Origin of the sequence: Asaia sp. SF2.1 (assembly GCF_000505765.1) — a bacterium.
Taxonomy (GTDB): domain Bacteria; phylum Pseudomonadota; class Alphaproteobacteria; order Acetobacterales; family Acetobacteraceae; genus Asaia; species Asaia bogorensis.
On record NZ_AYXS01000026.1, the window covers coordinates 3,228 to 15,319 of the forward strand.

General features: G+C 57.7%; 8 protein-coding genes and 1 riboswitch. Of the genes, 7 read left to right on the plus strand and 1 reads right to left on the minus strand.

Annotated features, from left to right (window positions below):
• The 6 genes from P792_RS0119285 to P792_RS30985 form a co-directional block, all read left to right on the plus strand.
• Positions 1 to 404, plus strand: a 404-nt coding sequence (locus P792_RS0119285; RefSeq protein WP_031241102.1) for a TonB-dependent receptor, incomplete at its 5' end; no start/stop codon positions are given.
• A gap of 102 nt (positions 405 to 506) precedes the next feature.
• Complete coding sequence (locus P792_RS30965; protein WP_023979239.1) at positions 507 to 1,385, plus strand: DUF817 domain-containing protein; 879 nt, start codon at positions 507 to 509, stop codon at positions 1,383 to 1,385.
• A gap of 17 nt (positions 1,386 to 1,402) precedes the next feature.
• Entirely contained in the window at positions 1,403 to 1,810 is a 408-nt protein-coding gene (locus tag P792_RS30970; protein WP_051395919.1) for a DUF2809 domain-containing protein, read from the plus strand.
• A 212-nt stretch (positions 1,811 to 2,022) separates the two neighbouring features.
• Positions 2,023 to 4,344, plus strand: coding sequence for a TonB-dependent receptor domain-containing protein (locus P792_RS30975; RefSeq protein WP_152530228.1), 2,322 nt, complete (start codon positions 2,023 to 2,025; stop codon positions 4,342 to 4,344).
• Between the two features lie 17 nt (positions 4,345 to 4,361).
• The gene (locus P792_RS30980) at positions 4,362 to 6,383 is read left to right on the plus strand and encodes a phosphocholine-specific phospholipase C (RefSeq protein WP_023979242.1); all 2,022 of its coding nucleotides are present in this window, start codon (positions 4,362 to 4,364) and stop codon (positions 6,381 to 6,383) included.
• Positions 6,384 to 6,624: 241 nt separating this feature from the next.
• Positions 6,625 to 6,829: riboswitch (cobalamin riboswitch) on the plus strand.
• Positions 6,830 to 6,915: 86 nt separating this feature from the next.
• Entirely contained in the window at positions 6,916 to 9,147 is a 2,232-nt protein-coding gene (locus P792_RS30985) for a TonB-dependent siderophore receptor (protein ID WP_235075484.1), read from the plus strand.
• A gap of 112 nt (positions 9,148 to 9,259) precedes the next feature.
• Here P792_RS30985 and P792_RS30990 read toward each other — a convergent pair whose 3' ends face one another.
• Positions 9,260 to 10,078, minus strand: a complete 819-nt coding sequence (locus tag P792_RS30990) for a M48 family metallopeptidase (protein ID WP_023979244.1) — start codon at positions 10,076 to 10,078, stop codon at positions 9,260 to 9,262.
• A 200-nt stretch (positions 10,079 to 10,278) separates the two neighbouring features.
• Here P792_RS30990 and P792_RS30995 point away from each other — a divergent pair, with 200 nt between their 5' ends.
• Positions 10,279 to 11,487, plus strand: coding sequence for a cation:proton antiporter (locus P792_RS30995; RefSeq protein ID WP_023979245.1), 1,209 nt, complete (start codon positions 10,279 to 10,281; stop codon positions 11,485 to 11,487).
• Positions 11,488 to 12,092: the final 605 nt, after the last annotated feature.

Here is a 12,092-nt window from a genome sequence, read left to right on the forward strand (position 1 = left end):
ATAACCGCCTGGTCTTTGCAACGCTGTCCTACACCAATACGACCACAAAGCTGCCGCGCGCCGATTACACCGGCTTCGGCGCCATGCTCACCAAGCCGCCACGTTCGGTTCTGGCAGGGACGGTCGGGCTGCATCTTTTCGACAACAAGCTCTCGCTCGGTGCCCGTATTCGGGCCGCTACGCAAACTCTGGGCAGGCCCTCAAGCAGCACGGCGCTCTACCCCAAGCAGGGCGGTTATGTGGTGTTCGACATGTTCGGCTCTTACCAGATCACCCATCAGATTCAGGCTTTCATCAATGCTGATAACATCACCAACCGTCGCTATTACACGAGCCAGATCTCGACCATTCCCAATCAGGGCCTGACCGTTATGGGGGGGCTCAATTTCGCTCTCTCCCGCTGAGTGCAGCTGCCTGCCGCGCTAGGTATTGAGAGCGGAGGATGCGCCTCTTGCCTTTGGGCTCGGGGTGCGGCAATGGCGCGGCAAACGACAAGGAGCCGCGCCATGAACGCCCCGTCCCAACCCGATGCCAGCGCAACAGCCAATCTCGAGCACAAACTCGGGCGTTTGGTCAGAAAATATCTTCACGGCTTCTCAGGTCTTTTTGTTCTCTTCGTCCTCAAGCAGGGCTGGGCCTGCCTGTTCGGTGGGCTGATGCTGGCGGCCATTCTGGTCTCACACTGGATCTGGTCACCCCAATGGGTGATTACCCGTTACGACGCGCTTTTCCTGTTCGCCATCGCGACCCAGATCCTGTTTCTTTTCTTAAGGCTCGAAACCGGAAGAGAAGCCCTGATCATTCTTGCCTTCCATATCACGGGCACGGCCATGGAGTGGTTCAAGGTGTCCGCCGGATCATGGGCCTACCCCGAGCCCGGTTTCTTCAAGATCCTTCATGTGCCGCTCTTTTCGGGCTTCATGTATGCCTCGGTAGGCAGTTACATGGCGCGTGTCATACGTCTGTTCGACATGCGCTTCGAGCCTTATCCGGATTTCAGGCTTTCACTGCTCCTGGCGCTTGCCATCTATGCCAATTTCTTCACGCACCATTACCTTCCGGACCTGCGCTGGCTTCTCGTCCTCGCAACCGTCCTTCTTTACCGGCACTGCGTCATCCATTATCGGATCGTCGATGTGTTCTGGCGAATGCCATTGCCTCTGGCCGCCTTCCTCTCAAGTATAGCCCTGTGGATTGCGGAAAATATCGGCACCTTCACCGGCACATGGCTTTACGCAAAGCGTGACTTTACATGGGTCGTCCATCCCCAGAAACTCGTTTCGTGGTATCTGCTGCTCTACGTTGCTTTCATCACGGTCACACTGCTTTTGCGGCCGGATCGTCCGCGAGAACTCGAAAACGCCGTGGAGGCAGGAGGGCGGTGAGACTGGCAGAGAGAGATTTGCTCCCTCCCCGGCATGAGATTCCGGGACGTCTCCATTCACTCGGGCTGTGCCTGCTTGTCATGACGCTGGGTCTGTTCTGTCGCCTCGCCCCTCTCGGCTTGCCTCCGATGTTCAGGAAATGGAGCGGATCCATTCTCTGGGGGGCCATGTTCTGGTTCCTTGCCCTGCTGCTCACAGGTGGGAAATCCTTGAGGGTCACGCTCCTTCTTGCTGCCTCTGGGGCCGGCGCCAGCGAGTGCATCAAGCTGGCTCATTATGACGCTCTGGAAACACTTCGGCGCAATAGAGTGGGACATTTCCTGCTGGGGCAGCAATTCTCGTGGCTCAATCTGATCGCCTACATCACGGGAATTGCGCTTGCTCTGGTCACAGCGCTTGCGCTGAAATCAACACAGCGCAACTAAGGTTGGGGATTTACTATATGACAAAGTGATGAATGTTTTGTTTCCGATCTGATTTTAATAAAACCATAATACTTTGACACGTCCTGTCACGATAATGACCAGCCGCATCGTGACCCTCTCGGACGAAACGGCTCCTTTCAATGAAACTCAGACATCGTCTCATTATCTCGGCCAGCCTTCCGGCCCTGCTTATCGCAGCGCATTCTGCGGCGATGGCCCAGAATGTTACGGTTGCACAGCGTGACGCGGCACAGCCTGAGCCGAAAATAACGCGAAAGCTTCAATCCGCCCGCAAGCGTACAGCCACGCCTACCGTCACGCCAAAAACCTCAGTCGAGGCAAAATCACCTGAGTCGATCATCGTGCTTGGCGCTGGTCAGGCCCGCGAAACACAGACGATCTCCCGCACGGCCATTCAGGAATACACACCGGGTACGAGCCCGTTCAAGGCGCTGTCTAAACTGCCGGGGGTCATGTTCACCTCGTCCGATCCGCTGGGCTCCTATGAATGGTCGCAGCAGATCATCATCCGTGGCTTTGACCAGAGCCGGCTTGGCTTCACCTTTGATGGCGTCCCGCTGGGCGATCTGGCCTATGGCAATGATAACGGGCTTTCCATCGGGCGCGCCTTGCAAACCGAGAATAACGGCCCCGCCACGCTGACGCAGGGCGCAGGGGCCGTCGGTGTCGCAGCATCCAGTGACCTTGGTGGTGCGCTTCAATTCACCTCCATCGATCCGTCAGACAAATTCGGCGCCGATGTCAGCGGTACGATCGGCTCTGCCTCCACCTGGCGGACCTTTGCCCGCATCAATAGCGGTCTGCTCAAGGGCGGCGGCAAGTTCTATGTGTCCTATGACCATCAGGACGCGAATAAATGGAAGGGTGACGGCGTGCAGCGCCAGGACCAGGCCAATGCGAAATACGTGCAGCCACTGGGTGACAACTTGAAACTGACTGTTTTTGGTGACTGGTCTAAGCGCGCCGAGAACGACTATCAGGATCTCTCCCTCGCTCAGATCAACACCTACGGCTATAATCTCGACAATATCACAGGCAACTACGCCCTCGCGAAGCAGATTGCCTATGCCTATCAGAACGGCACCGCCTTCCCCAAGGGCATCGAAAATCAGGATACCGTCTACTACAACGCAGGTGGCCTGCGCGAGGACGCCATGGGCTATGGCAAGCTCGATTTCCGGGTCAATAATCGCCTGTCCGGCTATGTCATGGGTTATGGCCACACCAACACTGGTGAAGGCGTGTGGGTTACGCCCTATACGGCAACACCTGCACAGCTTGGTGGCTCCCCTCTATCCACGCGCACGACAGAATACGATATCCATCGTGCCGGTTTCATTGGCAGCCTGACATACAAGATTGCCAACCATGCCATCGAAGGCGGCTTCTGGTTCGAAAACAACAATTTCAACCAGGCGCGCAGGTTCTACCCGCTGGCTCTGGATGGCTCACCCTCCTCGACCCACTGGTATCGTGACAACGCCTTCGCTACGCAATGGCAGAGTGCCTTCAACACCAAGACCTATCAGGTCCATCTGGGTGATACCTGGAAGATCACACCGAAGCTGAAGGTCAATTACGGCTTCAAGTCGCTGATCGTGGACAACACGGCACGCGCCATGAATGGCAGCTATCTGGGCACCCCCATGCCCACGGCTTATCCCTCCGGCTCGCTCAACGCTACCAATGGCTTCCTGCCTCAGGTCGGTGCGAATTATCGGTTCAACCATAACCACGAAATCTTTGTGGATTATGCGCGCAACATGGCTGCTTTCGATAGCGCCCAGACCTCGGGGCCGTTCTCGACTACAGTTGCCGGTTTCCAGGCGCTTCAGGGCAAGCTGAAGCCCGAAATGTCCAACACGGAAGAACTTGGCTACCGCTATCACACCAGGACATTCCAGGCGACCGTGACCGGCTACTATGTCGAATTCGGCAATCGCCTGCTGGCTGTAACGCAGGGTGTGGGTATTCAGGGTAACGCCTCAGTTCTGTCGAATGTCGGCGGGGTGATCTCACGCGGTATCGATACTGCCGTAAACTGGCAGTTCGCGCCCAACTGGTCGATTTTCGCTTCCTATGCCTTCAACAACTCTTTCTATGAGGATGATGTTATGGCTGATGGCAAGGTCTCGGCCGCCATTAAGGGCAAGAACGTGGTCGGCATGCCGCGCAATCTAGCCAATGTGCAGCTTGGCTATGATGACGGGCATATCTGGGGCAATGTGCTCATGCAGATCCAGGATCGTCGTTACTACACCTATACGAACGATGCCTATGTGCCGGCCAATGACGTGTTCAACCTGAATCTCGGCTATCGCTTCAAGAGCCACAATTTCTGGCTCCGCGGTCTGGATACGCAGATCAACGTCTCCAACCTGTTCAACAAGCGCTATGTGGCAACAGTAGGCAGCAACGGCTTTATCAATTCCGATCCGTCCGGCACATTCCAGACGCTTCAGGCTGCAGCCCCACGCATGGTTTTCTTCACGATCCGCAAGCACTTCAACTGAGTTCCGGAGCAGTCAGCATGAAACCCAGCCGTCGGCATTTCCTTCATCTCGGTGCTGCCGCGCTGGCAGGGACCATGTTGCCAGAAAACCTGCGTCAGGCCCTCGCCATCCCTGCCAATCGTGAAACCGGCACGATCAGGGATGTCCAGCATGTCGTTATCCTGATGCAGGAAAACCGGGCGTTCGATCACTACTTCGGCACCATGCGTGGCGTGCGTGGTTTTGGCGACCCGCGCGCCGAAAAGCAGGCGGATGGGAGCCCGGTCTTTGCCCAGAAGGACGCAAAAGGCCGGGTCATATGGCCTTTCCTGTTCGATACGATCCATACCTCGGCGGCCTGCCTCAAAAGTCTTGACCATAGCTGGAAAGGCACCCAGGCCGCATGGAACGAGTGGGATGGCTGGGTCCCCCATAAAAGCCCGATGACGATGGGATATTTTACCCGCGCGGAAATTCCCTATTACTACGCACTCGCCGACGCCTTCACCATTTGCGACGCCTATCACGCTTCCATTTTCGGCCCGACCAATCCCAACCGCCTCTATTTCTTTACCGGTACAAACGGCCTTGCTGTCGGCGCTGATGGCAAACAGGCGGTCGAGAATGTCGATGACGGCAACTGGTCGGCCGATATGGCGCACGACAATCCCGCCTTCACACCTTTTGACTGGACGACCTATCCCGAGCGCCTTCAGGAAGCCGGGGTGAGCTGGAAATTCTATCAGGAATACGACAATTTTGGCGACAATCCCCTCGCCTCCTTCAGACAGTTCCGTAATCTCGACAAGCGGGACTGGCGGTATCGTCAGGCGCGCGCTGTCGTGCCGGGCTCAAACAAGGAGAACATGCACGAACTGGAGGGGCGCTACCTGTTGGAGGCCTTCGAGAAGGACATCGTCGATGGAACGCTGCCTCAAGTGTCGTGGATCGTCCCACCGGCGGCCCTGTCGGAGCATCCCGAAGCGCCGCCCGGCTTTGGCGAGCATCTGATTTCCAAGCTGATCGACATTTTCGTTCGACACCCTGACATTTGGGCCAAGACCGTTTTCATTCTGAATTATGATGAGAATGACGGGTTTTTCGACCATGTACCGCCGCCCGTTCCCTCATCGCAGACAGCGACTGGCCAGCTTCCGGACGGTGAGGCCTATCACGGCGAGCCGGTCGGCCTCGGGCCCCGCGTACCCGCCCTGATCATCTCGCCCTGGACAAAAGGCGGGTGGGTCAATTCACAGGTCTTCGACCATACATCGGTCATCCGGTTTCTGGAGCAGCGATTCAATGTTCCCTGCCCGACCATTACACCCTGGCGCCGTGCGGTTTGCGGCGATCTGACCTCTGCCTTCGATTTCAGCAAGCCTGATGCGAAGTGGTCCGTGGCTCTTCCTGATACGAGCGCGTATCTGCCCCAGACACGAATTTCCTGTGCACACCCTCCCCCGCTCGTACCGGAGCATGGCAGCCTGCCCCTTCAGGAGGCCGGTCAGCGCCCGAGCCGGGCTCTGCCTTATCGCTTCACTGTCACAAGCCATGCCGATGCGCCGACGAAACTGGTCTTTGCCAACACGGCCGAGCAGGGGGTGGTTTTTCGTATCCGTCAGACGCGTGAGGCAAGCCAACATCTGACCGCTGCAGGCAAGACAACGGCTGTGTTCCACTGTTCGGCCTCAGGCACGGTCGAGATCTACGGGCCGAACGGGTTCTACCGTCTCCATGATCCCGAGAGCCGCATTGGCCTGACTTCACAGACGAGCGGAAACAGCCTGCATCTGTCCTTAAACTGCGCGGGACAGGGGACCGGTGCAAACGAGCCCGTCGTGCTCTCGCTTATCGATCACTACACCGGGCAGCGACAGGACCTTTCCGTACAACCGGGGCAGATTTTGCACCTTACCATACCGGTTGCCGTGAGTGACCACTGGTACCATGTCGATTGCGTCACCCGTTCGGGCAAGCTTGTTCTCTCTCTCGCGGGTCATGTCGAAAACGGATCGCCCAGCCGGTCGGACCCGCATTTCGGGCGTGGGAACCCGGCCTGAAAGCCTGTCTCTTCGGGAAAACGACGTGCGTAATCGTTAGCGAGAACGACACAGCCATAGTCGCCAGAACAGGGACAGGGCCTCATGAAGGCGCGACCCTTTCGCTCCCGAGCGCGTGGGGCACGTCTGTGCCGTCTCACGCCTGCGCACCCGAGCCTGTCAGCGCTGTCGCAAAATAGACGCAAGGAAAAGCCAAACTATAGACCAGGACCCGCGCAGCATTGACAGCACGGGTCGGAAAGCTAGGGTCCAGTCCGATGGTGTCCCGGAGACGGGATGAAAAGGGAACATGGTCGAACGCCATGACTGCCCCCGCAACTGTAGGTGAAGAGTGTGCGAACGTGGACCCGCCAAGGGTTCAGCCACTGGGACTATCCCCCCGGGAAGGCCAGTTCGCACATCATGACGCGCAAGTCAGGAGACCTGCCATCACACGGGGTCACGGACGAGAACCGGCGGGCGGGGTGTCCTGCAGGTGGCAGGAGAAACGCTGCCCATCGTAGTGACGTGAACACGGGATAGAACACATAACATGCGCCCCATGCGCTCACTCAGGGCTTGTCTTCTGACCGGCATCTCGCTCGCGCCTGCACTTGGCCTTCTGCCGCTTTTACCTGCTGCCCTCGCTCAGGAGCAAGGCAGCAACGACGAGTACATTACGGCTCATGGTGAGAGTACCGGCCTCAAGGCACGCCCAGCCATAGGCGGCCGGCTCGGACTCAGCCTCCAGCATAATCCGGCGTCGATCTCGATCATTGATCAGAAGATCATCTCGCAGCGCGGCTATGTGCATGCCGAAGATGCTGCCGATTTCGCAACGGGTGTGACCTCCGGTGGCTCGCCCGGCAACCCGGCCCAGCTCATGATGCGCGGTTTCAGCGGCAATCAGGTGCTGATCCTGCGCGATGGTTTCTATTTCGGGCCCACGACCATGGTGAACCGGCCGCTCAACGCCTTCAACCTCGAGGCGGTCGAGATCCTGAAAGGCCCCTCCTCCGTTCTTTATGGCCAGGGTGCCGTCGGCGGTACCGTGGATATGCGCACGCGTACGCCGGACATGGATCATGTACGTGCCAACGCCCTGCTCTCCTACGGGAGCTTCAATAGCTGGAATGCAGGCATTGGCGGGTCAGTGCCCCTCACCCGTACCCTGGCGATACGAAGCGACTTCAGCCGGACCTCGTCTGATGGCTATGTCAAAGGCGCCAACCCGCGCAGCAATGACTGGACCACCACGCTCCTGTGGCATCCGGACACGAAGTTCACGGCACGTTTTACCGTCGATTACCTGACCGATAATCTCTCGACCTATTACGGTGCGCCGCTCGTACCGGGCTCTGCTGTAAAAGACGCAGCTGGTGGGCTGCTCCATTCAACTCAGGGACTTGTCATCAGCCACGCGTCGCTGTGGCGCAACTACAACGTGGCCAACCCACGGGCGAGCTCCGTCAATGCAACGCCGACGCTGCATCTGGACTGGGCTGCCAGCGACCACGTCTCACTGCATGACAAGGCCTATTTCCTTTATGCCAAACGTCGCTGGGACAATGCTGAGACCTACAGCTATATCGCGTCACCCGGCGCCACTGATACGAGCGGACAGGCAATCATGCCCGGCCGGATCGGCCGCGATCGCTTCTATGTCTATCAGAACCAGCATCAGCTTGGTGACAGTGTCGATGCCCGTTTCGATTATCCCCTGTTCGGGTTACGCAATCGCCTCGTGATCGGCGGAGATGCCTACTACATTCGCTTCATCCGCAATCGCGGCTTTCCCGATGCAGATTATGCCGACAGCGTCTCACTGACGAGCCCTGACGGCGGCGCACTCGGGTCATTTGCCGGGGAGTATCCCTACCGTAAATCTCCTACGACCATGATCGAAGCGGGCCTCTTTCTTGAGGATACCCTCTCGATCACCGACAGGCTGCGGCTGGTGGGAGGGTTCAGGTATGACTGGCTTTCGCTCGACAGGCAGAACTTCAACCAGAATGGCCAGTTCAATGCGTCCACCAGCTTCAAGGGGCATTACAATCCGGCCAATTTCCGCATAGGTCCGGTTTTCGACCTGTTGCCCAATCTGAGCCTGTATGGGGTTTATGCCACGGCTGAAGACCCACCGGGCTCCAACCTTTTCCTTGCCAATCGAGGGCAATTCTCCCGCTTGAGTTACTCGCGCCAGGGAGAGATTGGCCTCAAGGCAAGCGCTCTCTCGGGACGGCTCGTCACAACCCTGTCCTTCTACGATATCCGTCGGACGAGGGTGCTGGTCCAGACCGGACAGGACAGTGTCTCGCTAGCCGGCAGCCAGAAATCGCGCGGTCTGGAGTGGCAGGCCGATTGGCGCATTGACCGGCACTGGAGCGTTTCGGGAAATGTGGCTTATACCTATGCCCGTTACGGCACATTCTTCCCGAATGCCTCGACCGATGCGAGCGGCAATCAGGTTCCGGACGTCCCGGCGGTAACGGCCAATCTATGGGGCGTGTGGTCGAGCGTTTTCGACCTGCCGCTCGATCTGGGCACGGGCATGCGTTACGTCTCGGCACGCAAGGGGGACTATGCAAACACCCTTACGCTCAAGGACTATGCTCTTGTGCACGTGTTTGCTGGCTGGCACGTCTATAAGGGGATCACCCTGTATGGCCGGATCGATAATCTTGCCAACAAGCACTACGTGCAGTGGGCCGATACCAGCTATCCAAGCGAGGTCCTGATCGGCGCGCCGCGCTCCTTCACGGTCAGCATGCAGGCCTCCTTCTGAAAGTATGGGAGGCGTAATGCCTCCCTCATTATCCAGACGGGGACCACCTCCCCTTGCTGAACTTCCCGTGTGTCATCCAACCCAATAACGCCTGTCTATAGAGCGCGACGGGTCAGACAGCGCCGTGTTTCTGTTCGGGTGTCGCGAAAAGCGCGATGAGACGTGAAACGCGTCGCGTGAGGCGCGGATGGGTAGACATGATCTCCACCATAAAGCCAGCCATACCCGGCACCTGTGCCTCCTGCTCGGCAAAAGCCTCCGCGTTCATTGACGTATTGAGACGCCGTGCTCCGCAGGCAAGCATCTGCAAAGCCCCTACGCCGTCACGATAATCCGGCAGGATCGATGCGCCCACGGCATCGCATCTATATTCGCGTCCACGCGAATAGGCACGGTAAAGGAGCGGTACCAGATAGGCCGGCGCACGAAGGAAAGTTTTGAAGCCATCAAGATGCCCCAGGACATGATGGGCAATCTCATGACCCATGATGAAGCGGAGCTGCGCATCTGTGTCTGTCTCGATGATAGCCGAGGTCAGGAACACATAGCGCCCACGAAGCAGGCGTATGGCAAAGGCGTTTGTGATACCGTGCGAGTTGTAGATGAAGGCACGAGGCACCTCTTGCAGGCCGAGCCTCTGGCTGACTTCAGCAAACGTCGCATGGAGTTCAGGGAACTGCCTTGAGGAGAGTGCGACCATGTTGCCAAGCGCATAGGCCCGATAAAGCGCTGCTGCGACAAGACTGATCGCGCCGAGCACGGCGAGATAGAGAGCGATCACCACGAGTTGGGCCAGACCGTTCGGGCGCACAAGCGCTACCATGACGAAAGCAGCCAACAGGATGAGCCAGACAACGGTCCCGAGAACTGTCAGGGTCCCACCGTAAAGTCTTTCCTTGGCATGGCGATATTGTTTTATGTCAGATGTCATGGCTGTGTGACGCCCTTCTTCTCGTTATAGTTCTATGAGCAAGACAAGCAGTATCAACAGGCGGAATAATCTGCATGTGATTTACCGTTTCATCCAGGTTTGCGAGACATAATGCGTCTGGGGGGACCATCGACCCTTGTGATCATTTCCCTTGGTTCAGGTATTAAGCTATCTTTTCGTGCGAAACGGAAAGGACAGGTATGAACGATTTTACGGCGCTCATTGCGGATCTGGGTTTATTCGTCTGTGTTCCCTGGATCCTGTGGCGTCTGCTCGGTCGCGCCATACCCATTGCCGTGATCCCGATCCTCATCGGCATTCTCGCCGCCGTATGGCATCTGCCTCTCAAATCCGTCGGCGTCCCGTCATTCTACGGTGATACGATAGGCTGGGTCGCAGTTCTCGTCCTCGCTTTTACCGCGGGGATGGAAATGTGGCAGCATCCTGAGGGCGACAACCGGGAAAGCCAGATACCGGCACCCAGCCTGCCTCGCCTCCTGGGAGGCGCAGCTTCGGCGCTGGGCGGTCCCTTTCTCATCGGCACGGTACTCGTCTATTACTTCTTTCTGCCACTCCCGGGCTGGCATGCACCAGCCGTTTCCCCGCTCATTGGCGCGGCTTCCATCGGATTGTGTATCGCCGTCAGTGCGCTTCCGGTCCTCATAGGCATCGTTCGCGAGTTGCCCGTTCGAGACAAGCCAATCGGGCAGCTCGCTCTGAAATTGGCCGTAATCGATGACGCGACGCTATGGATTGGTCTGGCACTGCTGCAATTCGCTGCGGAACGACAGTCAGCGATGCACAGCTGGGGTCTCAGGCAATGCGTTGCCTTGCTCCTTCTGATTGGCCTCGGTCTCGTCGGCTCACTCGCGTCACGTCACGTCCGCAATCCGTCAAAAGCCCTGATCTGGGCAGTCGTACCAGTCTATCTCAGCCTTGGTTCCTGGGCCAGCATGACGCTTGGTTTACACGAATTGATCGGGGCGTATTTCGCGGGAGCCTTTATGCCTCCCTCATGGGTAAGGCGTCTGCCGTTCGAAGCGATCTCGACCTTTTGCCTTATCTGGATTGCACCGCTATTCTTCGGTCATAGTGGCCTGCGTATCGATGGCGACGCCCTTACCTGGCCGTCGGTTCTTGCCTCTCTCTCGCTTGTGGCCATATCAATCGTCGCCAAGATTGGCTCGATCTACGCCTTCCCGCCCTCGTCCAGCCTTTCGAGGCGTCAGACACTTGGTCTTGGCGCACTCCTCCAGTGCAAGGGTCTCATGGAAATCGTCGCAGCAACCATACTCCACGAGCAAGGTATGCTCTCCGAGTTTGCCTTTGCCTCGCTCATGGTTCTGGCCGTTATCTCCACGTTGCTGACTGGCCCGATGTTCCATCTTTTCAAACCAAAAGCCGTCTGATCAAGCGGAGGCGTCGCCGGCGTTTCAAACTGGCGCGCCACGACCTTTGGCGGTGAGGCTAGTCGTCACAGCTGGTGTCGCTTCATTACCTGAGACGGGGCAAGCGCACTCGCGCAGATGATGGTTGAGCCGCACGGATACCGCGCCAATATTCCGGTTTCTGCCGTCTATCAATGATATATCGATTCCTGCGTCGCAGACATCGTGCGCCATCTGCGAACGTCCCTCGCCCGGACGGGAAGAAAAATCGCGAACGTGACGACCGCCATCAGGGCAGGGATCTGCAACCGAACCACAGAAGCCGAATTGGTCGCTTGGAAAGCACGGCGTAAGCGGCAATGCGATGCTGCGACACAGGTCCAAACTTTCACACCGGCCCTGTCGCCTGATCTAGCCAAGCTCTACCGTGCGAGGAGTACCAAACTTGACGAGGGCCCAAACCACCTGACGTTGTCTCGCACTCTTTGGGAACCATGCGAAGGTTCTCATCGGCCACATTTCCATCACCTAGGAAACCAGAGCACGAGAGCACCAGGGCACGATGGGGGGCAGATTGATTGCGCTATCAAACCTAGGCTTTGCGTGTGAGGCTTGGAGCGTGAAAA

Coding starts and splice junctions, on each gene's coding strand:
- P792_RS30965 (WP_023979239.1), top strand. CDS start 507: ATGAACGCCCCGTCCCAACCCGATGCCAGCGCAACAGCCAATCTCGAG.
- P792_RS30975 (WP_152530228.1), top strand. CDS start 2,023: ATGGCCCAGAATGTTACGGTTGCACAGCGTGACGCGGCACAGCCTGAG.
- P792_RS30980 (WP_023979242.1), top strand. CDS start 4,362: ATGAAACCCAGCCGTCGGCATTTCCTTCATCTCGGTGCTGCCGCGCTG.
- P792_RS30985 (WP_235075484.1), top strand. CDS start 6,916: ATGCGCCCCATGCGCTCACTCAGGGCTTGTCTTCTGACCGGCATCTCG.
- P792_RS30990 (WP_023979244.1), bottom strand. CDS start 10,078: ATGACATCTGACATAAAACAATATCGCCATGCCAAGGAAAGACTTTAC.
- P792_RS30995 (WP_023979245.1), top strand. CDS start 10,279: ATGAACGATTTTACGGCGCTCATTGCGGATCTGGGTTTATTCGTCTGT.